The organism is Phaeobacter sp. SYSU ZJ3003, assembly GCF_041300735.1.
Lineage (GTDB): Bacteria > Pseudomonadota > Alphaproteobacteria > Rhodobacterales > Rhodobacteraceae > Phycobacter > Phycobacter gallaeciensis_A.
This window is the reverse complement of sequence record NZ_PXNU01000002.1, coordinates 167355-193080: the sequence shown is the minus strand read 5'-3', so window position 1 is coordinate 193080 and position 25726 is coordinate 167355. Positions and strand designations below refer to the sequence as shown.

Below are 25726 nucleotides of genomic sequence, written 5' to 3'. Positions count from 1 at the left end.
TTCTCAGACAGGGTCTGCATATTGAAGCAAAAAATGGCGCAAAGGGTAAAAACAACAGCGCCCGGGGCATACCGGGCGCTGTTTGATCAATAATCGACGGCCTGCGATTTGCTGGGGCGTCCTTCTGCGATGCGGCGGGCCTCTGCCGCGGCGATATCGGCGTCGATGCCTTCGCGGGTGGGCAGGCCAGAGAACCGCTCGGCCGTGGGCATGCCCTTGGAGAAATGCACATAGCGTTCCTGCGCGACCTCCCAGAGGCGGGCCAATTCACCCAGGGGGTCCGCGTGGTCATCGGCCCGGATGTCGAGCCAGGCATGCTCTTGTCCGCGATGGATCACCAGTCCGGCGGCCTGACGGCCCCGTTTGTCGCCACCTGCGGCCTCTCCGGCTTGCATGGCCACGATCAGACGCTCGGCAAAGGGCAGATCCGCGTTGTCCTTGTAGGCCGCCGAGGTTGCCTCGATCACCTCGGGGCCGGTCAGCATATTGCCCGCCACCGAATGATCCTCGGCCAAGAGGTGCCCGGCCCAGTCGACGCAATCGGCGCCGGTATGGGCGACAAAGCGACCTTCGGCATCCATCATATGGGCCTGGCGGATCGCCTGCCCCTGATCGCGAAGGGCGAAATCGGCGAGCACCGCCTGGGCGCTTTCACCGGCGGCCATGCGCCTGCGTCCCTCGGTGCCCCAGACCGGATTGCAGAAGGCCTGCGACGCCACGGCGACAGTCGGCCCGACAAAGGGCACCACCGCGCCGCAGGCGAAGAACCGGGAGGCGACGATCACAGCGATCGCGCCATCCTCGGGGTTCTTGGCAATCAGCGACCAGGTCATCGGCCGACCGCATAGGCCTGCATCAGGCGCGGGGTCGCCGCCGCGCGCAGCATGCCGTCCGGCTCGCGCAGGGCAGCGGTCAGGCGACCGACGGTCCAGGGATCCGCCACCACGACGTTGTGACCCCGGGCGCGCAGATCGGCGATCACCGCCTCGCCAAAGTTCGGCTCGACCATCATTTCGGCGGTGCGCACTTCGCGCGGGAAGAAGGATCCCTGGAAGTGCATGGAATGGAACAGCGGCGCATCCATGCATTGCTGCAGCTCCATGCCGAAATGCACGAAACGCAGGAACCAGATCAGCTGCCACTGGTCCTGCTGGTCACCGCCGGGGGTGCCAAAGACCATCTGCACACCGTCTTTTTCCGCATAGCTGGGGGTCAGGGTGGTGCGGGGGCGGCGGCCCGGCGCCAGCGAGGTCGGCAGACCGTCCTCCAGCCAGAACATCTGGGCGCGGGAGTTGAGCGGGAAGCCGAGGCCCGGAATGACCGGGGAGCTTTGCAGCCAGCCGCCTGAAGGGGTTGCGGCGACCATGTTGCCCCAGCGGTCGATCACGTCGAGATGCACGGTATCGCCGCGCTTTTCGGTGAGGTGCGACATGGTCGGTTCCTGCGCCGCCACCTGGCCGACGTTGAAGTCCCGCGCCGCGCGCTCGATATAGGCGTCGGCGAGATGTTCGAAGCCCGGCACCCGGCCCGGGCGCTGCTCGGTCGAGGCCTTGTCGGTGATCAGCTTGCGGCGCTCGGCGTTGTATTCCTCGCTGAGGAGGTACTCCATCGGGATCTCGGACTGGGCGGGATCGCCGTAATAGGCCTCGCGGTCGGCATAGGCGAGCTTCATCGCTTCGGTCACGGTGTGCACGAACTCGGCGCCGAAGGGATCCATCGCGCCAAGGTCAAAGCCCTTGAGGATGGCAAGGCCCTGCAGCAGCACCGGTCCCTGGCTCCAGGCGTGGGTCTTGTGCACCGTCCAGCCTTCGTATTCGTAAGACAGGGTGTCCTCATAGGTGGCACGCCAGTCCTTCAGGTCGTCGGGCGCCAGCACCGCGCTGTGTTTCTCGTCCGAGACATCCATCACATGGGCGTCTTTCAGATAGTCAAAGATCGCCTCGGCCACGAAACCTTCGCGCCATTCGGCGCGGGCGGCGTCGATCTGGGCGACACGGTCCTCACCTGCGGCTTCGCCCGCTTCGGCCAGACGTTCATAGGTGCGCGCCAGATCTGGATTCTTGAACAGGGCGTTGGGTTTCGGCGCTTCGCCACCCGGGGCCCAGACAGCAGCCGAGGTTGGCCATTCCGTTTCAAAGAATTCCTGCAGACCGGCAATGGTATTGGCGACTCGCGGCAGCACCGGATGGCCATCGCGAGCATAGCCGATCACCGGCTCCAGCACCTCGCGCAGGGACATGGTGCCGTGGTCGCGCAGCATCATCATCCAGCCGTCAAAGGCGCCGGGAACAACGGTTGCGAGCAGACCCGAGCCGGGGATCAGGGTCAGCCCCTGTTCGGTGTAGGCTTCGATGGTCGCCGCCTTGGGCGCCACGCCCTGTGCACAGACCACCTTGGTTTCGCCGGTTTCCGCCTTGTGGAAGATCGCGGGCATATCGCCGGCCGGACCGTTCAGATGTGGTTCGACCACCTGCAGGACCAGCGCGGTTGCGACGGCGGCGTCAAATGCGTTGCCGCCCTTTTCCAGAATGCTCATGCCGACGGTCGAGGCAATCCAATGGGTCGAGGTTGCGACCCCGAAGGTGCCCCGGATTTCGGGCCGTGTTGTAAAATCGGACATCTATGTCTCCGTTTGGTCTAGTGCTCGCGGGGGTCCAGCGCATCGCGCAGACCATCGCCAAGAAGGTTGAAGCCCAGCACCACGAGAAAAATCGAGATGCCCGGCCACATGGCCATCCAGGGGGCTTGATTGAGGAAATTCTTCGCTGTGTTCAGCATCGATCCCCAGCTGGGCGCGGGCGCCTGCTGGCCAAGGCCGAGGAAGGACAGAGAGGCCTCGGCGATGATCGCCGTGGCAATGGTCAGGGTTGCCTGCACCAGGATCGGCGGCAGCACGTTGGGCAGGATATAGCGGCGCAGGATCTTGGGCGTCGGCAGGCCGATGGCCAGGGCGCTGTCCACGTAGTCTTCGGAGCGCACGGTCAGCACCTGCCCGCGGGTCAGGCGGATGAAGATCGGCGTGGCCGAGATCCCGATGGCGATCATCGCATTTGTCAGCGACGGACCAAGAAAGGCCGCCAGCGCAATCGCCAGGATCAGGAAGGGTGCCGCCAGCAGGGCTTCGGTGCAGCGCGAGATCACCGCATCGGTCCAGCCGCCGAAATAGCCGGCCAGAATGCCGAGTGGCACGCCAAGGGCGAGGGCAATCCCGACCGAGACCACACCGGCCAGAAGCGAGGCCTGCGCCCCCCAGATCAGGCGGGACAGCACATCGCGGCCAATCTCATCCGTGCCCATCCAATGGGCGGCCGAGGGCGCCTTGCGCACGGCGCCCCAGTCGGTGGCGGCGGGATCAGGGATCGGCAGCACGGGGGCCAAGAGGGCAATCGCCACGAAGAAGGCCACCAGAATGCCGCCGAACAAGGCGCTGCGGTGAGAGCGGAACTTCTTCCAGACGCGGTTCTTGCCGTCGCTGATTGCATCCTGCTCGGGGGTGAAGGGGGCTGTTGCTTCGGTCATCTTATTGCCCTCTCAGCCGTGGATTGAGGATGAAATACAGCGCATCGGCCAGAAGGTTCATAAAGATAAAGCCGACCGCGGTCACCAGAACGATACCCTGCACCACCGCATAGTCGCGGTTGAACACCGCATCGACGACCATCTTCCCAAAGCCGGGAATGGTGAAGATCTGCTCGGTCAGGACGGCGCCAGCCACCAATTCGCCGAACAGCAGCGCGGTCAGGGTGACAATCGGGGTCAGCGCGTTGCGGAAGGCGTGTTTCAGGACCACTCGGCGTTCGGTCAGCCCCTTGGCACGGGCGGTGCGGACGTAATCGGCGCTGAGCACGCCCAGCATGGCCGAGCGGGTGTGCCGCATCATCGTGGCGGCAAGGGCGGTGCCCAGCACGAAGGCAGGCATCAACATGGTGCGGATCGACTGCGCGAAATCCTCGGACAGGGGCACATAGCCGGATGCGGGCAGCAGCTGCCATTTCACCGACACCAGCAGGATCAGCATGATGCCAAGCCAGAAGTTGGGGATCGACAGACCCGAAAGGGCAACCACATTGGCCAGGTAATCGGTCAGCGTACCCTTGCGGTAGGCCGACAGGATGCCCGCAGGCACGCCGATAGTCAGGGCAAAGATCATCGACATCGCCGCCAGTTGCAGCGTCACCGGCAGTTTCTGCATCATCAGCTCGGTGACCGGCTGGTTGGTACGCAGCGAAATCCCGAGGTCTCCCTGCAGGGCATTGGTGATCCATGTGAAATACTGCACGATGATGGGATCGTTCAGGCGGTATTTCTCGCGCAGCAGTTCCAGCACCTCGGGGTCGCGCTCTTCTCCGGCGAGCACCAGAAGCGGATCCCCCGGCAGCAGCTTTTGCAGGGCGAAGACAAAGATCGAGATCAGTATGATCGTGGGCACCGCAATCAGGATGCGGCGCATGAGGAACAGGAACATCGGGCAGACCTGACGGATTGGCTGCGACCCCGAGGGGCCAGAAGATCTGCGCCGCCCGCGCGCAGGGCGGGGCGGCGCAGGGTGGGTATCACTCGTTCCAGGTGACGCCTTCGAGGCGGATCATCCCGTCCGGATAGGCGGTGAAGCCTTCCAGATTGGTGTTATGCGCCCAGATCCAGGTCTGATGGTAGAGGTAGACAATCGGCGATTCCTCGACCAGCACGTCGCGTGCGGCATCATAGGACGCCTTGCGGGCCTCGGTGCTGGCGGCAACGCGGGCCGCGTTCAGCGCCTCATCCACGGCAGGGTTCGAGTATTTGCTGTCGTTGAGGCCACCGTTCGTGGTCATGAACTGGTGGATGTTGCCATCGGGATCGACCCGGCCGGACCAGCCGATCTGGCTGGCGGTGTAGTCACCGGCGGATTGATCGGCCAGCAGGGTGGCGAACTCTTTCGAGACGATCTTCACGTCGATGCCTGCTTCGGCGGCCATGGCCTGAACCACCTGCATCAGCTGCAGCGGAACGGTGGTGTTGGGGACCTGTACTTCCAGCTCCAGACCATCGGGATACCCGGCTTCGGCCAGCAGTTCCTTGGCCTTGGCCACATCGCGGCCCGGAACCGGGTAATCGGCGTCATACCAGGGCGAGGTCGGCGGATAGGGCTGGTTGCCAGCGGCAAAGGCGCCTTCAAAGACCACCTGGTTGATCGCGTTGCGGTCGATGGCATAGCTGAACGCCTGACGCAGGCGCGCGTCGTTGCCCCAGGGGTTGTCGCCCTTTTCACCGTTGTTCAGGTTGAAGGTGATGCCCTGATAGCCCAGCGAAACCGCGTCGGCGACGGCGATATTCGCATCTGCATTGGCCTGTGCCAGGTCGGTGGCGGCCAGACGCTCCAGCATGTCGATATCACCCGACTGCAGGTTGGCCAGACGCACGGTGGTGTCCGGGATCGGCAGGAAGGTCACGCTGTCAAAGGCAATCTTGTCGGCGTTCCAGTAGTCCGGGAAGCGCTTCAGGACGATTTTGTCCTGGGCGACACGCTCTTCAAAGCTGAACGGGCCGGAGCAGACCGGGTTGAGGCCGAAATCCACGCCCGCTGCGGCGGCGGCGGTGGGCGACATCATCATGCCAGCACGGTCGGCCAGCTGCGCCAGAAGCGTCGCGTCGGGGCCTTTGAGGTTCAGCTTGATCTCATACTCGCCGGTCACTTCGGTCGAGGTGATGGAGGACAGCTCGGACTTGCGGCGCGATTCATCGAGGGTTTTGGAGCGTTCGATATTCGCGGCCACGGCCTCGGCGTTGAAGGGGGTGCCATCGTGGAATACCACGCCTTCGCGCAGCTGCATGGTGACGGTCATGCCATCCTCGGACACCTGCCATGCGGTGGCCAGCTGCGGGATGATTTCCAGATCCGGGGTGATGTCGACCAGCTTGTCGCAGAGCGAGGCATAGACGATGCGGCCCACGAAGGTGCGCGACTGATCCGGGTCGAGCACGTCGGCGTCCGATTGCAGGCCGATGCGCAGATCCTTGGCGCTGGCGCCGGTGGTCATCATCCCCAATGCGGTGGCGCCGAGAAGGGCAGCCATCAGGGTGGGTTTCAAGTGTTTCATCGTCTTGGTCCTCTCTGTCGGGTCTTGCTTTTGGTTACGGTTGGTTCTGGGGGTGTTCTGATGGGATTATTCCGGCGTCAGCGGGGTGACCTTGGCGCCTTCGATGGCGGCGCGGTACAGGGCAAACCGTTCTTCGGCAGCAGCGGAATGGGGGGCCTGCTGCGGCGCACCGGCCGGAGCGTCGATCTCCTGCCAGTGGTGGCAGGCCACCTGATGTGATGCGCCCTCAACAGTCGAAAGATCCGGCACCGTGGTTTTGCAATCCGGCCGCGCAAAGGGGCAGCGGGTGTGAAACCGGCAGCCGGGCGGCGGTGCAGCGGGGCTGGGCATCTCGCCAGTCAGCGTCGTGATGCGGTCCTCGCCCTCCGCGCGGGGCGCCGGGATCGAGGCCAGCAAAGCCTGGGTGTAAGGATGGCGCGGGGCGCTGAAGACCTCTTCGGCGGTGCCCATTTCCACGATACGGCCCAGATACATGACGGCGACACGGTCGCTCATGTGGCGGATCACGCCCAGATCATGGGCAATGACGACCAGCGTTACCCCCAGTTCGCGGCTGAGATCACCCAGAAGGTTGATCACCTGCGCCTGTACCGAGACATCCAGCGCCGAGACCGGCTCGTCTCCGATGACCAGTTTCGGCCCGGTGATCAGGGCGCGGGCAATACCGATCCGCTGCCGCTGCCCGCCGGAGAATTCATGCGGATAGCGGCCCGCGTGTTCTGCGGGCAGGCCGACCTTCTGCATGATGTCGGCCACCTTGGCGTGGCGTTCGGCGGCGCTCAGCTCGGGGGCGTGGACCTCCAGCGGTTCCGCGATCAGCTTGCCCACGGTCATGCGCGGGTTGAGCGAGGAAAACGGATCCTGAAAGATGAACTGCATATCGCGGCGCAGCCGGGTCAGATCCGGTCCGGCGGCATGGCTGATATCCTTGCCGTCAAAGACGACCTCCCCCGACGTGGGCTCCAGCAGCCGCATCAGCAGCCGCGCGAGGGTGGATTTGCCGCAACCGGATTCGCCGACGATGGCAAAGGTCTCGCCGCGTTTCACCTCAAGCGAGATCCCGTCGACTGCCTGCACCACGGGGGATTTTTTCAGAAAACCGCCGCCGCCGAAATGTTTGGTCAGCGCGTCGGTGCGGAGAATCATGTCCTTGCTGCTCATGCCTGCACCGCCACATGGGTTTCCAGAGGGGCGAAATGGCAGGCGACGCTGTGATCGTCTGCAAGCGTTCGGAGATCGGGCCGCGTGCTGCAGGCGGCAGCGGCAAAGGCGCAGCGCGAGCGGAACCGGCAGCCTTCGGGCATGTTGCGGATCGCCGGAACCGAACCGGGTACCGTGGCCAGACGTTCGCCGGGGCGATCAAGGCGCGGCATCGCGCTCATCAGGCCGATGGTATAGGGATGCTGGGGATTGGCGAAAATTTCCTTGGTGGAGCCCTGTTCGACCACTTCCCCGCCGTACATGACGGCAACGCTATCGGCCACTTCGCCAACGACCCCCAGATCATGGGTGATCATGATGGTGCCCATGCCGGTGTCGCGGCGCAGATCGCAGATCAGATCAAGGATCTGCGCCTGAATGGTCACATCCAGCGCGGTGGTGGGTTCATCGGCGATCAGCAGCTGCGGATCATTGGCCAGCGCCATGGCGATCATCACCCGCTGACGCATACCACCGGACAATTGGTACGGATATTCGCCAAGCCGTTGACGTGGCGCGGGAATGCCGACCTTCTCCAGCATCTGATGGGCGCGTTCCATTGCCTCGGCCCGGGTACCACCCTGATGCTGCAGCACGGTTTCTGCGATCTGGTCACCAACCGTGAAGGACGGGTTGAGCGAGGTCATCGGTTCCTGAAAGATCATCGCGATCTGATTGCCACGTTGATCGGCGGGCAGGTTTTCCTGACGCAGATCGTAGGATTTCCCAAGGAAATCGAGATTTCCGGACAGAACTTCTGAGGATCCTTTGGGCAATAACCCCATGATCGACATTGCGGTTACGCTTTTGCCGCAACCCGATTCGCCGACGATACACAGGATTTCACCGGGGGAGACTTTCAGGCTCATACCGTTGACGGTGGCCTTCTCCTGGCCACGAAACCGCAGTGTAAAGTCTTCGAGGCGCAGAATATCCGCCGGTTCTGCATCTGTCTGAATCTGCCCTGTTGGCATATGCGGCCTCCCCGGCCTTTGGATTGGTCTGGATCATTTGTACCAATTCACTATTGGTTCAAATTGGGCAGCTGTCAACGCCCTCGATATCATCCAGGCGGACCACCGGGAAAATCTGACGAAAATTTAGGCAGGCGGGAAGGAAGGGGTGTGCCGAAGGTTCAGGCGCAGCGGGCGCGCTCAGCTTTGGCGGGTGGCAGAAAGGGTTGTTTTTCAGCGGGCAACGCACGGACGCCTCGTTGAAAAAGGGAGAGCTGAAAACGCCGGACGCAGCGGCAGGCCCGCGGCGTGATCGCGCTCACGCCGCGCCCGATGCTGGGAATACGCCTTTGGGATCTGCCGCTAGTGATTGAGAACTGTGATTTCCACGTCGCCATAGCCCAGGTCGCTGATGTGCTGGCGAATCTCGGCCTCGTAATTGGGGTTCATGATAATGATGGTCCGCACTCCCTGATCGCGCGCCGCTTCGGGCGGGAGGATCGGAGTGGCGGTTATCGGCATGAAACAGCCTTGCTTTGCAGTGTTGAGATCAATGGCGAAGTCAATCGGCGCGTCCTCTGCGCTGTTGAAAAGCAGGGAAAAGGTCACGCCCTTGGAAGCCGCACCCCAAAGCGCGATGGGCCCCACCTTGTGCCGGGTCTCAAGATAGCCTTGCCACTGAGACCTGATTTGATTGGTCTCGGATACATATCGTTTGGCTGCGGCATCGTCGATTGCCGGCAGGGTGGGGTCGGATGCCTCCTGTGACGGCATCATCCTGGCCGAGATCCACATGTACTGTTCATCATAGACGGGCACGACCTCACAGGCCAGGCCATGGCGGGCCAGAAGCGTTGCAACGGATCTTGGCGTGTAGATTGAGCAATGCTCGTAGAAGAAGTCCTGAAAGGCCAGGTTGCGCAGAATCCAATCGGCGTCCGGCGTTTCCAGGAAAAGGCTCCGCTCCGGCGTCATTGACGCTGCCAGCGCCTCGGCAAAGGCCTGAACATCGTTGATATGCTCGATCGTGTGGCGTGAGCAGATGACATTGGCCTCTGCGGGAATTTTATTGATCTGATCGGGGGTGAACATGACCCGGTGGACCACGGCGCCGTCAGGCAGGTTGTCATCGCCTGTGAACGAAGGGTCAAATCCGGTCAGCGAGGCAACACGGCCTTTTCCACGCGCGTGAAGCAGGGCCATGAAATCGCCCTCGCCACAGCCGATTTCAACATAGTGAATGGGCTGATCTTCGGGCACCGACGCGAGAATTCGGTCGGCCATGGCATCAAGGTGGGCCAGGTAATAGGGTGATGCGGTGACGTCGTTGTTGTATCCGGCATCATAGGAAATATGGGACGGGTCAAACTCATCGTTCCAGACGAAACCACAGGCAGCGCACCGCAGGATATGCAGCGCCCCGGTCGGAAATGTTCGCGCGGCATCCGGGGTTTCCAGAGCGACATTCTGAAGTGAGGGGACCTGCGGGCGGCGCTCAAGCGTCAGATTCCCAAGTGCATTCTCGCAAACCGGGCAGGAGGAAATTGAAGCCTTCGTCATTCAGATTGACCCTTCTAGTCACTTTTTGTGCCCGAATCCTGCCACAAGAGGATTAAGGAAAGCTTTGAGGTCCGCATGGCTTGTGCCTTGGGCGAAGGTTGGGGGGGGGCGGTTGTGAAGAGGGAATCACGCCGAACTTCTGCGTCTGGATTGGGCAGTTGCGGCAAGCGTGCGCAGGCGTGGTTGTCGTTCAGGGATGGTTTGCGTCCGAGAAAACCGGAGCATTCGCACCGATGTATCTATCGGTGTGTGATCAGTGATTTGAGTGTCTTGAAGAAAGTGGTGAGCCGTGCAGGATTCGAACCTGCGACCCACTGATTAAAAGTCAGTTGCTCTACCAACTGAGCTAACGGCCCACTATCTTTATGCTGTCTAAGCGAAATACTCCCGAAGGATCAAGCGCTTAATTCGCGTCGGTGTCGCTTGGCTTGGTCATCCATGCTGTCCCGATAGGCGGCGTATCTAGGGGGAGTACGGCGGGGGGTCAACCCCTTTTTTCAAGTTTATTGGCACAAGGCTGGATTCATCTTTGCGCGGGGTCTATATGCCCGCCATGAGCATGACAGAAAACATCGGTTTCCCCTTCATGAAGATGCACGGGCTGGGCAACGACTTTGTCGTTGTGGATGCGCGTGTGCAGGATATCGCGATCACGCCCGCGCTGGCGCAGGGAATCGCACACCGACAGTTCGGTGTGGGGTTCGATCAACTCGCTGTGATCTCAAACGGTGCAGGCGATGCGCATCTGACCTTCTACAATGCGGATGGCTCGACCTCGGCGGCCTGTGGCAATGCCACCCGGTGCATTGCCCGCCACCTGATGCTTGAGACCGGCAAGGATGCGCTGCACCTGACCACCGACCGCGGTGATCTGTATGCGCGCGATGCGGGCGAGGGCCTGACTTCGGTCAATATGGGCCAGCCGCAGCTGGACTGGCAGGAAATTCCGCTGGCCGAGGAGATGGACACGCTGGAGCTGCCGATCGAGGGCGGGCCGACGGCCACTGGTATGGGCAATCCCCATTGTACCTTCTTTGTCGAGGACGCCGATCTCATCCCGCTGGCGGAGTTCGGCCCGCGTTATGAGCATCATCCGCTCTATCCTGAACGTACCAACGTGCAGGTGGCCCATATTGTCGGCCCCGATCATATCCGTATGCGGGTGTGGGAGCGCGGTGTGGGCGTGACTCTGGCCTCTGGCTCCTCCTCCTGCGCCACAGCGGTTGCAGCGGCTCGCAGGGGGCTCACAGGGCGCCGGGTGCGCATTGACCTGGATGGGGGCACCCTGTGGATCGACTGGCGCGAGGATGGTGTCTGGATGACCGGCCCGACAATGCATGTCTTCAGCGGCACCCTCACCGCTGAATTTCTGGATTCGCTGCGATGACAGCGCCCAAGTTCACCACGCTTGGCTGCCGCCTCAACGCCTATGAAACCGAGGCGATGAAGGAACTGTCCCGCGCGGCGGGGCTGGAGGATGCCGTGGTGGTGAACACCTGCGCGGTGACGGCCGAGGCGGTGCGCAAGGCGCGCCAGGAAATCCGTCGCCTGCGCCGGGAAAACCCGGAGGCGCCGATCATCGTCACCGGCTGCGCCGCCCAGACCGAGCCCGAGACCTTTGCCGCGATGGAAGAGGTTACCCGCGTCATCGGCAATACCGAGAAAATGCAACCGGATACCTGGGCTGAGATCGCAAAGGGGCCTGATTTCATTGGCGAGACCGAGAAGGTTCAGGTCGATGACATCATGTCGGTTACCGAAACCGCAGGCCACCTGATCGATGGATTCGGCACCCGCTCCCGCGCCTATGTTCAGGTTCAGAACGGCTGCGATCACCGCTGCACCTTCTGCATCATCCCCTATGGCCGCGGCAATTCCCGCTCGGTCCCTGCCGGTGTGGTGGTGGATCAGATCAAGCGGCTGGTGGACAAGGGCTATAACGAGGTGGTGCTGACCGGGGTGGATCTGACCTCTTGGGGGGCGGATCTGCCTGCTGAGCCGAAACTGGGCGATCTGGTGATGCGGATCCTGAAACTGGTGCCGGATCTGCCGCGTCTGCGCATTTCATCCATCGATTCGATCGAGGTGGACGAGAACCTGATGCAGGCCATCGCCACCGAGCCGCGCCTGATGCCGCATCTGCACCTGAGCCTGCAGCATGGCGACGACATGATTCTGAAACGCATGGCCCGGCGCCATCTGCGCGACGATGCCATCCGGTTTGCTGAGGAGGCGCGCAAACTGCGCCCCGACATGACCTTTGGTGCCGATATCATTGCCGGTTTTCCGACCGAGAGTGAGGCGCATTTCGAAAACTCGCTGAAGCTGGTGACGGATTGCGATCTGACCTGGCTGCACGTCTTTCCCTACTCGAAACGGGAAGGCACGCCTGCGGCGAAAATCCCGAAGCAGGTGGATGGCAAGGTGATCAAGGAACGCGCTGCCCGTCTGCGCGCCGCAGGCGATGCGCAGGTTCAGAAACACCTTGCTGCGCAGGTAGGGCGCACGCATCGGATCCTGATGGAAAACCCCCATATGGGCCGCACAGAGCAGTTCACTGAGGTGACCTTCGAAGCGGCGCAGGATGAGGGGCAGATCGTGACTGCGGTGATCACAGGCGCCTCCAAGGGCCAGCTGACTGCCTGAATAATCGGCCCTCCCTGCGCCCCTTTGCGCGGGGATCAGTCCTTTGGCGTCCAGTCGGGTTGGCCTGCAAAGGAGAGCACGTCAGGGCCGAGTTGGTCCCAATGCGGCCGGTCGCGTGCAAATACGACGACTTCGATCTCCAGACCCTCCGCATCGTCCATCGTGCCAAGCGACAGGGTCAGGTGATCGGGGGTGCGGGTGTTCTGTCCGTAGATCGGGCATCCACAAGTGCCGCAGAACGCCTTGGTAACCTCTGAGGCCTTTGCGGACGGGTATCTGAAGGTGCTGACCTCACCGCTGATGGTGACCGCCTCTATCGGGAACATGGCGCCGACTGTGTGACCTGTCCCGCTGATCCTTCGGCATTCCTCGCAATGGCATTGCGCGACAACGCGCGGTTGCCCTGTTGCTACATAGGTGACGGCGCCGCAGAGGCATTTTCCGGTGTATCTGGTCATGGACAGACCCTAGAGGGCATGGCCGATGCTGCAACCACAAAGAAAAACCCCCGCCACTGGCGGGGGTTTTCTGTTTCTGCATCAGGGGAAGACCCGGTTTAGGAGGTCTTCTTGCCCTTGTGCGGCGCCCAGAGGCGTTTGTTGGTCAGGTACAGAAGCACCGACAGCACGGTCAGGATCAGCACGCCGACGAAACCGGCGGTCTGACGGGCCATCATTTTGGGCTCTGCGGTCCACATCAGGAAGGCCGCGACGTCCTGCGCCATGTGGTGCACGTCGTTGGCGTGACCGTCAGCGAATTCCACCTGCTCATCCGACAGCGGCGGCGCCATCGAGATCCAGCCGCCGGGGAAGGCGGTGTTGCCGTAGAAGGTGGTGCCTGCTTCTTCCTTGGTCTCACCGGTGTAACCGTCCAGCAGCGATGCGATGTATTCGGCACCGCCCATGCCTTTGAACAGCTGGTTCAGACCCGATCCGTAGGGACCGTGGAAACCGGCGCGCGCCTTGGCCATCAGGCTGAGGTCGGGGGCGCCGAGCGAGGTGTTCGCCGGGAAGTGATCAACCGGTTTTGCGGGGCGGAAATCGTCCAGCTCGGCATCGAACACTTCGAAGTTTTCAGCGGCGTAGGCGCGGACCTGATCCTCGGGCAGGCCGGGGCCGCCTTCGTCGGACAGGGTGCGCAGCGGCACGAACTTCAGACCGTGACAGGCCGAGCAGACCTCGGTGTAGATCTGCAGACCGCGTTGCAGCTGGTTCTGGTCATAGGTGCCAAAGGGGCCCTCGAAAGAGAACTGGAAGTCCTCCACGTGGCCGCTTCCGCCTGCCGCAAAACCTGCGGCAGGAATGAGCGCCAGAGCGAAGGCGGCACCGGTTGCGAGTTTCTTCAACATGGGTAGCTGTCCTTCTAGATTACTCGGCAGGAGTGGCTTCGCCGGATTTCTTGCCATAGTGGGCGTCGAAATCCTCTTCGATGGTGGCCGGCATTGCGGTTGGCTTCTCGATGACACCCAGCAGCGGCAGGATCACCAGGAAGTAGCCGAACCAGTAGGCCGATGCGATCAGCGAGAACGATGCATAGGGCTCTTCTGCGGGCATCGCACCCAGCCACATCAGGGCAAAGAAGTCGATGATCAGCAGGTAGAACCACCACTTGAACATCGGACGGTAGCGACCCGAACGCACGCGGCTGGTGTCCAGCCAGGGCGCCAGAGCCATCACCGCGATGGCACCGAACATGGCCAGCACGCCGAAGAACTTCGCATCGACGATACCGCCGGTGATGAAGGAGGCGATCTGAACCACCCAGACTTCGGAGGTGAAGGCACGCAGGATCGCGTAGAACGGCAGGAAGTACCATTCGGGAACGATGTGTGCAGGCGTCGCCAGCGGGTTGGCTTCGATGTAGTTATCGGGGTGACCCAGGTAGTTCGGCATGAAACCGACGACGGCCCAGAAGATCACCAGAACGATGGCCAGACCCAGGAAATCCTTGATCACGAAGTAGGGCCAGAACGGCAGGGTGTCTTTTTCGGCTTCTTCCTTGGAACCTTTACGGACATCAACACCGGTCGGGTTGTTGTTGCCGGTGGTGTGGAAGGCCCAGATGTGGACGATCACGAGGCCAGCAATCACGAAGGGCAGCAGGTAGTGCAGCGAGAAGAAGCGGTTCAGCGTCGCGTTGCCAACAGCGGGTCCGCCCAGCAGCCAGGTCTGGATCGGCTCACCGATGAACGGAATGGCGCCGAATAGGCCGGTGATCACGGTCGCGCCCCAGAAGGACATCTGACCCCAGGGCAGAACGTAGCCCATGAAACCGGTGCCCATCATCATCAGGAAGATCAGCATGCCGATGATCCAGGTGATTTCGCGGGGCGCCTTGTAGGAGCCGTAGAACAGGCCGCGGAAGATGTGGATGTAGACCGCGATGAAGAACAGCGAGGCGCCGTTTGCGTGCAGGTAGCGCAGCATAAAGCCGCCGTTCACGTCACGCATGATGTGCTCAACGCTGGCAAAGGCCAGATCAGCATGCGGAGTGTAATGCATCACCAGCACGATGCCGGTGGCGATTTGCAGCGCCAGGCAGAAGGCCAGAACGATGCCCCAGATCCACCACCAGTTCAGGTTCTTGGGGGTGGGGATCATGATTGTGTCGTAGATCAGACCGACGATGGGCAGGCGGCTGTGCAGCCACTTCTCTGCGCCAGTCTTCGGTTCGTAATGGTCGTGCGGAATACCGGACATGTGGCGTCTCCTTATCCCAGCTTGATGGTTGTGTCGTCGTGGAACTCGGCGACCGGTACGTGCAGGTTCTGCGGGGCGGGGCCTTTGCGGATCCGGCCTGCGGTGTCGTAGTGCGAACCGTGGCAGGGGCAGAACCAGCCGTTGAAGTCACCAGCGCCATCGCCCAGCGGCACACAGCCGAGGTGGGTACAGACACCCATCATGACCAGCCATTCGCCGGCTTCGTCCATGGTGCGGTTCTCGTCCGATGCGTCGGTGCCCGGCTTGTTCGGGTTTTCCGAGGCCGGATCGATCAGCGCGGACAGTTCAACCGCCCGGGCTTCGTCGATTTCGGCCTGGGTCCGGCGGCGGATGAACACCGGCTTACCAAGGAACATTACGGAAATCTGTGTTCCCACTTCCACGCCGCTGATGTCCACCATGATCGAGGACAGCGCCTTGACGTCAGCAGAGGGGTTCATCTGATTGACCAGGGGCCAGACTGCGGCACCTGCGGTGACTGCCCCGGCGCCGGCAGTGGCGTAGTAGAGGAAATCTCTCCGGGTTCCTTCGTTGTCTTCTGCGTGGGACACGAGGTTTTCTCCAATTCCAGCGCCCGTTTAGGGCAAACATGCGCATACACTGCAAGAAACCCGCAGTGCCTTATCGCGCGTATCTAGCGGGGAGAAGCCCTTTCGTCCAGCCGTGATATACGCGCCGTTGTGTCGCGTGGGCAGTTTCTTTTTACAGACTGTCACAAAAGCCACTGTTGTTTTGACAGGCCCATCCCCGGTCGCAGGCTGCGGTTCAGGCGGCTGGCGGCTGGGTGGCCTGCATCGAGGGACGCGATTCGAATTCCGCGAACCAGTCCGCCAGCGCCTCGTTGCCGTGGCGCCAGTTCGAGGTCGGGTGGCGGAAATCGAGATAGGCGAGGGCGCAGGCGACGGCGATCTGCCCCATGTCCAGCGGTCCTTTCAGATGCGCCATCCAGCGACTGTTGAGCGCCGAGCAGGCACCCAGCACTTTGCCTAGCTGAGCTTCGATCCAGTCTTCCCAGACCATGCCTTCGGGACGCAGACGCCGTTCATAGGTCATCAGGACCGCTGCATCCATCATGCCATCCGCGGTCGCCTCCAGCACCTTGGTATCCCAGGAACGCGCATAAAGATTGCTGCCCGCGCGATGGTCCAGATAGGCGCAGATCACCCGGCTGTCATAAAGGGTTGGCCCGCTGGCCCGGGTCAGCGCCGGGATCTTGGCCAGCGGGTTGCTGGCCTTCAGATCGTCGCTGGGGGCGATGGCCGTGGTGTGCACATCGACAATGTCCACATCCTCCAGCTGCTCGGTTTCATGCAGCAGCACCATGACTTTGCGCACAAAGGGCGAGGCGGGCGAGTGAAAGAGTTTCATGATGGACCTCCCAAGGTTTGCCGCCACCCTAGATCGCCAGCGGGACAATACAATGTGAAAAAAATCTGGGGCGCGCTGAAACTTTTTCGCGGCTGCTGCGTGATTTCGGGGTGAACCGACATTGGTTCGCCAATTCGAACGCTTGAAACACATCTCTTGGAAGGAGTTTCACAATGAAATCCGTTATTCTGTCTGCCGCTCTGGTAACCACTGCCGCCCTGTCCGCCCCGGTGCTCGCCGGTGGCCATATGAAGCCCATGGTCATGGCCGAGGATCAGTCGGTTGCAAACGGCATGGTCAGTGCCAGCCAGGTTGTGGCGCCCGCGAACGGCTGGCTGGTGGTGCACCGCACCAATGCCGACATGAAGCCGGGCCCGGTTGTGGGGCACGCGCCGCTGCGCAAAGGTGAAACCGCCGATGTCGCCGCCATCCTGACCGAAGAGGTCGCGGCAGGCGACATGCTGATGCTGATGGTCCACGGCGAGGACGGCGGCATGAAGACCGGCATGTTCGAATACACGCTTGGCGCCAAGGAAGACGGCCCGGTCAAGATGGACGGCAACCTGGTGATGACCGTCATCACCGCCAAGTAAAACAGACTTTGGCTGACCGCTGGCCAGATGCCTCCTTCTTGGTTGCAAGACTAAGAGCAGAGGCAGGGCACCCGGCGTTCTGCGCCGGGTGTTTTGACTTTCTGCACGACCTGTCTACCTAGATGGGAAATCAGGGCCGGGCAGATATGACAACACCAGCAGAGATCGAGACGATGATCGCACGAATCGCCCTGCGCGACCGGCGTGCTTTCGCAGCGCTCTATGATGCGACCAGTGCCAAGCTGTTCGGCGTCTGCCTGCGGGTGCTGAAAAACCGCGGCGAGGCCGAAGATACCCTGCAAGAGGTCTTTTTGCGGATCTGGGCCAAGGCGGATAGTTATGCGGTGACTGGGCACAGTCCGATGACCTGGCTGATCACCATCGCCCGAAACCTGTCGATTGACCGGCTGCGGTCCCGTCAGGCGCGGATGTCCGGTCAGGGCGACGGCGGCGATCTGCTGGAGCAGGTGCCGGACAGTAACCCCGGCCCCGAAGCCACTACCATTGCCCGGTCCGAGCAGGCCCGCATGAACGCCTGCATGGAGGAATTGCCGCAGGACCGTGCAGAGGCCGTGCGCGGCGCCTATCTGGAAGGAGACAATTACCAGACCCTGGCGGAACGTCACGGCGTTCCGCTGAATACGATGCGTACCTGGCTGCGTCGCAGCCTCCAGAAACTGAAAGAATGTCTGACCCGATGAGCGGCACCGATACCCCTCAGGCAGAGCCTCCCTTCGACGACGAGTTCCTCGCCGCCGAATACGTGCTGCATCTTCTGGATGCCGAGGCACGGCGCAGCTTTGAGGCGCGCCTGGCGGCGGAGCCTGCCCTGCGGGAAGAGGTTCATCGCTGGGAGGCGCATTTTGCCAGCCTTGCCGAAGAGGTACCCGAGACCGCGCCACCCGCCCGGGTGAAGGCGGCGCTGATGGCGCAGATCGACGCCGCGCCGGAAGGTCCAGAAGGCGTGCGGCGCATCTTCTCGGCCTGGCGCATGGGGCTTGGCGCGCTGGCGGCGGCGCTGGTTCTGGTGGCGGCGCTGGTGCTGGTGCCGATCCTGACGCGCCCGGATTTCTCACCGGCCTATCATGTTGATCTGGCCTCGGCCGATGGCGACCTCTTCGTGGCCGCCGGGCTCGATGCGGAGCAGAACCTGCTGCTGATCCGGCGTGATCAGGGCGCGCCGCGTCCCGGCCGGGCGCTGGAACTGTGGCTGATTGCCGATGGGGCCGAGGCGCCGGTCTCCCTTGGGGTGCTGCCGGATGAGAATGAGATTTTCGTGACCCTGCCTGCGGAGTTGGTGCAGCAGTTTGCCGGGGCGACTCTGGCGATCTCGGACGAACCAGAAGGCGGCTCGCCCACCGGTGCCCCCACCGGCGAGGTTCTGGCTGCGGCCGCCGTCGAGACCCTGTGATTGCTGCCCCGACCCGCGCGGGGCAGTCCGGGGATCAGGGGCGCATCATCCGGGCCAGATCATCCAGCTCGGCGCCAAAACCGGTGGTGATCTGATCCGCGACCGCCGTGCGGGCGGGCTCAGGCTTGTTCTGACTCAGCTTCCAGGTGCCCTCCACCGTTTCGATGCTGAGCCGCACCGGCACGATCATCCGCATCATCCGTTCCAGCGCCTCCGGTTCCATTTTGTCGCTGTGCCAGGGTGGTTTTGGCAGCAACCGCGCCTCGTAATACGCCGATTGCCGGTCCAGAAGATCCAGCAGTTCATCTTGCGGGCGCTGCTCCAGCCTGCCGGTCAGATGCACAGCCACGTAATTCCAGGTCGGCACCTGATCGGCCAGCCCGTACCAATCGGGCGAGACATAGCCATCCGGCCCGCTGACCGCCAGCCGCGCAGTCTGCGGGGATTTCAGCACCCGGGTGATCGGGTTCGACCGCACCAGATGCAGATCGGTAGAGGTGCCGTCTTCGCTTAGTAAGAACGGAACATGGCTGATCAGCGGCGCCTCTGCCGTGGAAACCGCCAGAACGCCAAAGGCGCGCGTCCGGGCAAAATCGAGATTCTGCGCGCGGTCTGCATCATGATAAATGGGATTGGGGTGCATATTGATCTCCTGACGTCGCGAACAGACTTGAAACACCGGCCCGCTGTTGGCAAGTTTCGCCTGTTCTCAGGGCGGGGCGAAATTCCCCACCGGCGGTATGCGGGGCGTGTCCCCGTCAGCCCGCGAGCGGCTTTTCGGGGCGTGAACCCACAGCCAATGAGGCGAACATCGGTTCCGGTGGCTTGGACAAGCGCGTCCACAGCCCGAAAAGTGGGAACCGGTTTTCGGATCAAGCTGTGGAGCAGTCAGGAAAGTGACAAGCAGATCTGGTGAGAGGCCAGAGCCGACGGTTATAGTCCGGATGGAAGAGAACGTGCGACAGGGACTGCCTTTTTCGGGGCGGGGCTCCTGCCGTTCGTTATCGCCTTGGGTGACGTGTCGAACCTATAGGAGATAACCATGACACACACCCGATATGCATTCATCAAGGCCAATTGGCACGCCGATATCGTCGATCGCGCGCTCGAAGGATTTCAGGAATTGATCCCGGCCGAGCAGATCGATGTTTTTGACGTGCCTGGCGCATTCGAGATGCCGCTGATGGCGCAGGAGCTGGCCAAGACCGGCCAATACGCCGCCGTGGCTTGCGCCGCGCTGGTGGTGGATGGCGGCATCTACCGGCATGATTTCGTTGCGCAGGCGGTCGTGGACGGGCTGATGCGTGCAGGAATGGACACCGGCGTGCCGGTGCTGTCCGTCTCGCTGACCCCGCATCATTTCCAGGAAACCGATCACCACATGGCGATCTACCGCGACCATTTCGTTCAGAAGGGCCGCGAGGCGGCGCAGGCTGCGCTGATGATCACCAAGACGCGGGAGCAGGCAAAGGGATTGGCGCAGGCTGCGTAAACCTTCGTATTTGTGACCAACAGCCTGCCGCTTCAGCGGCAGGCACGCGTCCGCCCGCCCCCATGGCGGGCGCGTTCCGCTCCCACCTCGGTCGGACGCTGAACTGTCCTTCTGAAAACAAACTACCCCAGATAAGCCTTCAAGGCAGGCGGCGGGTCGTCCAAAAGATCCGCCGTTGGCCGGGGCGGATGAGCCTGCCCCTCGGCCACCAGCACCACCTGATCGGCAATGCGCCGGGCGTCGCCGGGGTCATGGCTCACCATCAACAGCGTTGCGCCGCTCTCCGTTGCCAGTTCCGCCACCAGATCCAGCATCTCGGCCTTCAAGGCAGGACCCAGTGCCGCGAAGGGTTCATCCAACAGCAGGATATCCCGCCCCTGCACCAGCACCCGCGCCAGCGCGACACGGCTTTGCTGTCCGCCGGACAGGGCGGCAGGTTTGCGCGCCTCCATGCCTGAAAGGCCGACTCGCTCCAGCGCCTGCGCGACGCGGGCGTGTTCGGAATCGCTCAGTCGCAGGTTCGGCTGCAGGCCCAGCCCGACGTTCTGCGCCGCAGTCAGATGCGGAAACAGATTGCCATCCTGAAACAGCATGGCGACCGGACGCTTGCCGGGCAATTGATCGCTGATATCGCTCTCTCCCCAGAGGATCCGCCCGCCGGAGAGGGGCAGAAACCCGGCGACGGCCTCGATGAGGGTGGTCTTGCCCGCGCCGGAAGGGCCGATGACCGCAACCCGCGCGCCGGGGGGAATCGCGAAATCAGCAGTCAGGATAAAGCCGCCATTGTCGATGCGGATATGTTCAAGCTTCAGCATGCCAGCGTCCTCCCCGGTCCAGGATCCAGAAGGCCCCCATCGACAGGCACAGCAGCACCAGCGCCGCGCCCGCTGCCGCCTGCATCTGGTAGGCGCCCATCAGCCGGTAGACCTGCAAGGGCAGGGTGGCGACCTCGGGATCGGCAAAAAGGGCGATGACTCCAAGATCCCCCATCGACAGCGCCGCCGCCAGCCCGGCGGCAAATCCGATCTGCGCCCGCATACGCGGCAGGACCACCCACAGGATAAAGGGTCGCCCGGTCATATCAAGAGAGAGCGCAAGCCGCCGGTGCCGGGTGATGACATCGCGGGCCGCCGGGATCAGGATCCGCATGGCAAAGGGCAGCGCCATCACCGCATTGACCAGCGCCGTCACTGGCAGCGCCAGCGCAAAGGGGCTGGCCACAGGATAGATCAGGATGAACAGCCCGGTGCCGATCACCAGCGGAGAGGCGGCAAGTCCCAGAAGTCCGGCGATCTCCATTGGCAGCGGGCGCCCCAGCGCCGCCGCCAGCGCCATCGGCAGTGCCAGCGCCAGCAGGATCAGGGTGCTGGCGCCTGCCACCAGGATTGAGGCCCCCGCGGCCTGCCAGACCGAGGCGGGCAGCGACAGCACTCCCGGCAGCCCCGACAGTACCACCGCCAGCAGCGGCAGGAGCAGGAACAGGGCGGCAAAGAGGATCCAGAAGCCATCAAAGCCGCGCGCCATGGCGCCGCGCCCGTCCCAGCGGCGCAGCATTCGGTCAAGCCCGCTGCCGAACCCTTCGCCCACCGGGGCGCGCAGGGCGATCATGGCCGCCAGCGCGGTCAGCAGCAATTGCACCGCCGACAACAGCGCCGCGCGGCCCAGATCGAAATCGAAACTGAAGGCCTGATAGATCGCCAGTTCAATGGTGGTGGCGCGCGGGCCACCGCCCAGCGTCAGGGCCACGGCAAAGCTGGAGAGGCAAATGGCAAAGACCACCGCCAAGGCGCCGGGTACGACGCGGGCCAGCATCGGTGCCTCCAAAAGCTGCCACATGGCGCGCGCGTCTGCGTCCAGTTGCGCGGCCAGACGAAAACGTTCGGCGGGGATCTCCTGCCAGCCTTGCAGGATCAGCCGCGTCGCCAGCGGCAGGTTGAAAAAGACATGGGCCAGCACAACACCGTGCAGACCATAGATGCTGAGGGGTTCAAGTCCGAACAGTCCCAGCGCATCGCTGACCCAGCCCGCGCGGCCAAAGACTGCGAGCAGGCCAAGGATAGCGACGATCACGGGCAGGATGAAGGGTGCGCCCAAAAGGGCGATCAGCAGGTTGCGCCCGGCAAAGCGTCGCCGTGCCAGCGCGCGGGCCACAGGCACCGCAAGGGCGACGCTGAACAGGGCAGAAAGGCTCGCCTGCACCAGCGTGAACCGCACCGCCGCCCAATCGGCGGTGACCAGCCCGCGCCCGGGTTCGGCGCGCAAGGCGACCGCTGCCAGCGTGCCAAGGATCAGCGCCGCCACCAGCAGGGCGGCGCCATATCCCGCAGCCGGGCTTAGCGGCTGAGCGCGCCGCGCCATTCGTCCAGCGCCGCATCACGCACAGCCGCAGCCTGATCGGCGGGCAGCAGCAGCGATTTCTCCGGGGTGATCAGTGTCTCAAATCCCGTGGGCAGACCGTCTTCGGGTGTCACCGCCGGATACATCCAATTGGTGGTGGGGATGACGGACTGAAAGGCATCCGAGACCATGAACTGAAGGAACTGATCGGCCAGCTCGGGCTGGTCGCTCGCGGCGAGTTTACCGGCGACTTCGACCTGCATGTAGTGCCCTTCGGCGAACGACGCGGCCGCCTTGCTGGCGTCCTCTTCAGCGATCAGGTGATAGGCGGGGGAGGTGGTGTAGGAGAGCACCATGTCGGCCTCGCCCTCAAGAAACATGCCATAGGCCTCGGACCAACCCTTGGTGACGGTGACGATATTGTCGGCAAGACCTTCCCAGATCGTCGGCGCCTCACCCCCGTAAGCGGCCTTCACCCACATCAACAGGCCCAGACCGGGGGTGGAGGAGCGCGGATCCTGGATCACGATCCGGGTGTCGCTGGCGGCCAGCGATTTGAAATCGCCCGGCACATCGGCATCCGCATTGTGGACAAAGGCGAAATAGCCCCAGTCATAAGGAACAAAGGTCGCGTCTTCCCAGGCGATGGGCAGATCGAACTCGGCGCTGACGGAATGATCCGCAAACAGGCCGCTGTCCTTGGCGGCGGCGGTGAGGTTGGTATCCAGCCCCAGCACCACATCTGCATCGGAACGGTTGCCTTCCAGCTTGATCCGCGCCAGCAGCGCGGCGCCATCGCCCGCGCCGACCAGTTTCAGATCGCAGCCGCAGACCTCCTCAAAGGCCTTCTCGACCGCAGGGCCGGGGCCCCAGTCCGAGACAAAGCTGTCGTAGGTGTAAACGGTCAATTCGGGCGTCTCGGCGAATGCCGCCGATGCGCCGAGCAGTCCCGCTGCAAAAACAGAATACTTCATGGCATCCTCCTTTGCGGCGATAGGCAAGGGTGGTGCCGTTGACGGGTCTTATCCATAACCTTCCCTCCGCCGGTGTTAGCCGGTTCAGGTTCAACGGGTGTGATCTCAGCGCCCTTGTGCGACGCACCCCGAGGTGAGCGGCAACCTAGGGCCCGGGGGCGGCAAAGACAAGGAAAGAGGGCGGCGGCGCGGATGTTTCGCGCGCGAAACAGGTGACCAGCGCCTTGCCGCAGCGTGCGCGGGACAGGCAACGCGGGCGCAATTGCACTTGAGCCACGCCCGCCCCGCCGCTAAGCACGGATCGCAAAGGAGACCGCCCCCATGTCGATGAACAGCTTTGGCCATCTTTTCCGCGTCACCACCTGGGGTGAAAGCCACGGTCCCGCGCTGGGTGCCACCGTCGATGGCTGCCCGCCGAACGTGCCGCTGGAGCCGGAGATGCTGCAGCAGTGGCTGGACAAGCGCCGCCCGGGTCAGAACAAGAACATGACCCAGCGCAACGAACCGGATGCGGTGAAGATCCTGTCGGGTGTCTTTGAAGGAAAATCCACCGGCACGCCGATCCAGCTGATGATCGAGAACACCGACCAGCGCTCCAAGGATTACGGCGATATCGCCCAGACCTTCCGCCCCGGTCATGCCGACATCACCTATTACCAGAAATACGGCAACCGCGATTATCGCGGCGGCGGACGGTCCTCGGCGCGGGAAACGGCGGCGCGGGTGGCTGCGGGCGGTGTTGCCCGCGAGGCGATCAAGGCGCTGGCACCGGGGCTGGAGATCAAGGGCTATATGGTCGCCATGGGCGAGATGGGCATCGACCGGGAACGGTTCGATTGGGACGCCATCGATCAGAATGATTTCTGGATCCCCGATGCGGGCGCTGTGAAAGACTGGGAAGACTACCTGCAGGCGTTGCGCAAGGCGCATGATTCCGTTGGCGCGGTGATTGAGGTGGTGGCGCGCGGCGTGCCCGCCGGGATCGGCGCGCCGGTCTATGGCAAGCTCGATACCGATCTGGCGGCGGCGATGATGTCGATCAACGCGGTCAAGGGGGTGGAGATCGGTGAAGGCATGAATGCCGCGCGTCTGAAAGGCTCGGAAAACGCCGATGAGATCTTCATGGGCAACGATGGTCAGCCGGTCTATTCCAGCAACCATGCAGGCGGTATCCTGGGCGGGATTTCCACCGGGCAGGATGTGGTGGTGCGGTTCGCGGTAAAGCCGACCTCGTCGATCCTGACGCCGCGCCAGTCGATCCGCAAGGATGGCAGCCCGGCCGAGGTGATCACCAAGGGCCGCCATGACCCCTGTGTTGGTATCCGCGCGGTGCCGGTGGCCGAGGCGATGATGGCCTGCGTGATCCTGGATCACCTGATGCTGCACCGCGGACAGATCGGCGAGAACCAGGGGAAGATCGGCTAGGAGCCACAGAGCCATGGGCGCGATCCTGTCGATCACCTTTCCGATCTATGCGGCGCTGGGCCTTGGCTACGGGATCGTCTGGAAAGGCTGGTTCACCCCAGAGGATATGCGCCGGTTCGGGGCCTATGTGCTGAACATCGCCCTACCGGCGCTGATCTTCTCCGCCGTGGCAGCGCGCAACCCGGCCGAAGTGTTCCAGCCCGGATACGTGCTGGCCTATGGTCTGGGCGGCATTGCCACCATCGCGGTTTCCTTCGTGCTGTTCACCCTGCGCGGCGTGGATCCGCGTCGCCGGGCGCTGGGCGTGATGGGATCGACCTGTCCCAACAACGGCTTTGTCGGCTATCCGATCATGCTGTTGACCTTTCCGGATCTGGCCGGGGTGATCCTGGCGCTGAACCTGCTGGTCGAGAACCTGATCCTGATCCCCACCTGCCTGCTCTTGATGGAACTGGCGGGCAGCACGCCGGGCCAGCCGCTGTTGCCGAAACTGCGCGGTATCCTGTGGAACATGGCGAAGATGCCGATGCTGATCGCACTGGCGCTGGGGCTTGTGGTTTCGGCCTCCGGGTTTGCGCTGCCGGGGCCGTTCCTGCGTTTTGTCGATATGCTGGCGGCCTCGGCCGGGGCGCTGTCGCTGGTGGTGATCGGTGGATCGCTGGTGGGGCTGCCGATGCACGGCAACCGCAGTCTTGCGGCGCAGATCGCGGCGAGCAAGCTGCTTTTGCACCCGGCGCTGGTGGCTGGCGCGGCGGCGGTGCTGCTATGGGCGGGTCTGGTGACGATGCCGAAAGAGTTGCACAGCGCGGTGATCCTGTCGGCGGCGATGCCGATGTTCGGGATCTATACGGTGCTGGCCCAGCGGCAGGGGCTGGAGGGCGCGGCGAGCCTCGCTATGCTGACCGCCACGAGCCTCGCCTTTGTGACGCTGACCGTTCTGTTGTGGCTGCTGGTTTGAGCTAAGTCT

25 protein-coding genes, 1 tRNA gene and 2 riboswitches are annotated in these 25726 nt (G+C 63.0%); of the genes, 8 read left to right on the top strand and 18 right to left on the bottom strand.

Annotation, left to right across the window (positions count from 1 at the left end; all coding sequences use genetic code 11):
• Nucleotides 1-86: 86 nt before the first annotated feature.
• The 9 genes from C6W91_RS02415 to C6W91_RS02375 all read right to left on the bottom strand — a co-directional run bounded on the left by C6W91_RS02415 (nucleotide 87) and on the right by C6W91_RS02375 (nucleotide 10149).
• A complete protein-coding gene (locus C6W91_RS02415) occupies nucleotides 87-833 on the bottom strand; it encodes a DUF1028 domain-containing protein (RefSeq protein ID WP_274835204.1) in 747 nt (248 codons plus the stop codon).
• Nucleotides 830-2620, bottom strand: a complete 1791-nt coding sequence (locus C6W91_RS02410; protein WP_274839806.1) for a gamma-glutamyltransferase family protein — start codon at nucleotides 2618-2620, stop codon at nucleotides 830-832. Before C6W91_RS02410 ends, C6W91_RS02415 begins: the two co-directional genes overlap by 4 nt.
• A 17-nt stretch (nucleotides 2621-2637) precedes the next feature.
• Entirely contained in the window at nucleotides 2638-3519 is an 882-nt protein-coding gene (locus C6W91_RS02405; RefSeq protein WP_065271934.1) for an ABC transporter permease, read from the bottom strand.
• A 1-nt stretch (nucleotide 3520) separates the two neighbouring features.
• Nucleotides 3521-4465 (bottom strand): ABC transporter permease, encoded by a 945-nt coding sequence (locus tag C6W91_RS02400; protein ID WP_065271933.1) that lies wholly within the window; start codon nucleotides 4463-4465, stop codon nucleotides 3521-3523.
• 88 nt (nucleotides 4466-4553) lie between these two features.
• Nucleotides 4554-6080, bottom strand: coding sequence for an ABC transporter substrate-binding protein (locus C6W91_RS02395; RefSeq protein WP_274829940.1), 1527 nt, complete (start codon nucleotides 6078-6080; stop codon nucleotides 4554-4556).
• A gap of 66 nt (nucleotides 6081-6146) precedes the next feature.
• Entirely contained in the window at nucleotides 6147-7241 is a 1095-nt protein-coding gene (locus C6W91_RS02390; protein ID WP_274841204.1) for an ABC transporter ATP-binding protein, read from the bottom strand.
• Nucleotides 7238-8254, bottom strand: a complete 1017-nt coding sequence (locus C6W91_RS02385; RefSeq protein ID WP_274833134.1) for an ABC transporter ATP-binding protein — start codon at nucleotides 8252-8254, stop codon at nucleotides 7238-7240. The genes C6W91_RS02390 and C6W91_RS02385 overlap by 4 nt, the downstream gene beginning before the upstream one ends.
• A 342-nt stretch (nucleotides 8255-8596) precedes the next feature.
• The gene (locus tag C6W91_RS02380) at nucleotides 8597-9793 is read right to left on the bottom strand and encodes a class I SAM-dependent methyltransferase (protein WP_274829939.1); all 1197 of its coding nucleotides are present in this window, start codon (nucleotides 9791-9793) and stop codon (nucleotides 8597-8599) included.
• 280 nt (nucleotides 9794-10073) lie between these two features.
• Nucleotides 10074-10149 (bottom strand) — tRNA-Lys (locus tag C6W91_RS02375).
• Nucleotides 10150-10337: 188 nt separating this feature from the next.
• Between C6W91_RS02375 and dapF the strand changes: the two genes are divergently transcribed.
• A complete protein-coding gene (gene dapF / locus C6W91_RS02370) occupies nucleotides 10338-11180 on the top strand; it encodes a diaminopimelate epimerase (RefSeq protein ID WP_065271918.1) in 843 nt (280 codons plus the stop codon).
• Nucleotides 11177-12439: a tRNA (N(6)-L-threonylcarbamoyladenosine(37)-C(2))-methylthiotransferase MtaB gene (gene mtaB / locus C6W91_RS02365; protein WP_065271917.1), complete on the top strand. Its 1263-nt coding sequence runs from the start codon at nucleotides 11177-11179 to the stop codon at nucleotides 12437-12439. The genes dapF and mtaB overlap by 4 nt, the downstream gene beginning before the upstream one ends.
• 35 nt (nucleotides 12440-12474) lie before the next feature.
• On the opposite strand, the gene C6W91_RS02360 is transcribed toward mtaB, so the two are convergent.
• The 5 genes from C6W91_RS02360 to C6W91_RS02340 all read right to left on the bottom strand — a co-directional run bounded on the left by C6W91_RS02360 (nucleotide 12475) and on the right by C6W91_RS02340 (nucleotide 16527).
• Complete coding sequence (locus C6W91_RS02360) at nucleotides 12475-12897, bottom strand: GFA family protein (protein WP_082996052.1); 423 nt, start codon at nucleotides 12895-12897, stop codon at nucleotides 12475-12477.
• Nucleotides 12898-12995: 98 nt separating this feature from the next.
• Nucleotides 12996-13787, bottom strand: coding sequence for a cytochrome c1 (locus C6W91_RS02355; protein ID WP_065271915.1), 792 nt, complete (start codon nucleotides 13785-13787; stop codon nucleotides 12996-12998).
• Between the two features lie 19 nt (nucleotides 13788-13806).
• Nucleotides 13807-15138: a cytochrome b gene (petB, locus tag C6W91_RS02350; RefSeq protein ID WP_065271914.1), complete on the bottom strand. Its 1332-nt coding sequence runs from the start codon at nucleotides 15136-15138 to the stop codon at nucleotides 13807-13809.
• Between the two features lie 11 nt (nucleotides 15139-15149).
• Entirely contained in the window at nucleotides 15150-15710 is a 561-nt protein-coding gene (gene petA / locus C6W91_RS02345; RefSeq protein ID WP_065271913.1) for a ubiquinol-cytochrome c reductase iron-sulfur subunit, read from the bottom strand.
• Between the two features lie 214 nt (nucleotides 15711-15924).
• The gene (locus C6W91_RS02340) at nucleotides 15925-16527 is read right to left on the bottom strand and encodes a glutathione S-transferase (protein ID WP_065271912.1); all 603 of its coding nucleotides are present in this window, start codon (nucleotides 16525-16527) and stop codon (nucleotides 15925-15927) included.
• 173 nt (nucleotides 16528-16700) lie between these two features.
• On the opposite strand from C6W91_RS02340, the gene C6W91_RS02335 reads away from it, so the two are divergent.
• From C6W91_RS02335 to C6W91_RS02325, 3 genes are all read left to right on the top strand, one after another.
• Entirely contained in the window at nucleotides 16701-17120 is a 420-nt protein-coding gene (locus C6W91_RS02335) for a hypothetical protein (RefSeq protein WP_065271911.1), read from the top strand.
• Between the two features lie 146 nt (nucleotides 17121-17266).
• On the top strand, nucleotides 17267-17821 hold the full coding sequence (locus C6W91_RS02330) for a sigma-70 family RNA polymerase sigma factor (RefSeq protein WP_065273636.1): 555 nt from the start codon (nucleotides 17267-17269) through the stop codon (nucleotides 17819-17821).
• A complete protein-coding gene (locus C6W91_RS02325; protein ID WP_082996051.1) occupies nucleotides 17806-18531 on the top strand; it encodes an anti-sigma factor domain-containing protein in 726 nt (241 codons plus the stop codon). The genes C6W91_RS02330 and C6W91_RS02325 overlap by 16 nt, the downstream gene beginning before the upstream one ends.
• Nucleotides 18532-18565: 34 nt before the next feature.
• Here the strand turns inward: C6W91_RS02325 and C6W91_RS02320 are convergent, their stop codons facing one another.
• Complete coding sequence (locus C6W91_RS02320) at nucleotides 18566-19174, bottom strand: FMN-binding negative transcriptional regulator (RefSeq protein WP_065271909.1); 609 nt, start codon at nucleotides 19172-19174, stop codon at nucleotides 18566-18568.
• Between the two features lie 58 nt (nucleotides 19175-19232).
• Nucleotides 19233-19491, top strand: a riboswitch (FMN riboswitch).
• An 82-nt stretch (nucleotides 19492-19573) separates the two neighbouring features.
• On the opposite strand from C6W91_RS02320, the gene C6W91_RS02315 reads away from it, so the two are divergent.
• Nucleotides 19574-20023 carry a 6,7-dimethyl-8-ribityllumazine synthase gene (locus C6W91_RS02315; RefSeq protein WP_065271908.1) on the top strand — a complete coding sequence of 150 codons (450 nt, stop codon included), beginning with the start codon at nucleotides 19574-19576 and terminating at the stop codon, nucleotides 20021-20023.
• Between the two features lie 122 nt (nucleotides 20024-20145).
• Here C6W91_RS02315 and C6W91_RS02310 read toward each other — a convergent pair whose 3' ends face one another.
• The 3 genes from C6W91_RS02310 to thiB are packed head-to-tail and all read right to left on the bottom strand — an operon-like array spanning nucleotide 20146 to nucleotide 23334.
• Nucleotides 20146-20838, bottom strand: coding sequence for an ATP-binding cassette domain-containing protein (locus C6W91_RS02310; protein ID WP_274840517.1), 693 nt, complete (start codon nucleotides 20836-20838; stop codon nucleotides 20146-20148).
• A complete protein-coding gene (locus C6W91_RS02305; protein ID WP_065271907.1) occupies nucleotides 20825-22381 on the bottom strand; it encodes a thiamine/thiamine pyrophosphate ABC transporter permease ThiP in 1557 nt (518 codons plus the stop codon). Before C6W91_RS02305 ends, C6W91_RS02310 begins: the two co-directional genes overlap by 14 nt.
• Nucleotides 22357-23334 carry a thiamine ABC transporter substrate binding subunit gene (gene thiB, locus C6W91_RS02300; protein ID WP_065271906.1) on the bottom strand — a complete coding sequence of 326 codons (978 nt, stop codon included), beginning with the start codon at nucleotides 23332-23334 and terminating at the stop codon, nucleotides 22357-22359. The genes C6W91_RS02305 and thiB overlap by 25 nt, the downstream gene beginning before the upstream one ends.
• A gap of 44 nt (nucleotides 23335-23378) precedes the next feature.
• Nucleotides 23379-23475: riboswitch (TPP riboswitch) on the bottom strand.
• A gap of 180 nt (nucleotides 23476-23655) precedes the next feature.
• Between thiB and aroC the strand changes: the two genes are divergently transcribed.
• The gene (aroC, locus tag C6W91_RS02295) at nucleotides 23656-24759 is read left to right on the top strand and encodes a chorismate synthase (RefSeq protein ID WP_065271905.1); all 1104 of its coding nucleotides are present in this window, start codon (nucleotides 23656-23658) and stop codon (nucleotides 24757-24759) included.
• 13 nt (nucleotides 24760-24772) lie between these two features.
• Entirely contained in the window at nucleotides 24773-25717 is a 945-nt protein-coding gene (locus tag C6W91_RS02290; RefSeq protein WP_065271904.1) for an AEC family transporter, read from the top strand.
• Nucleotides 25718-25726: the final 9 nt, after the last annotated feature.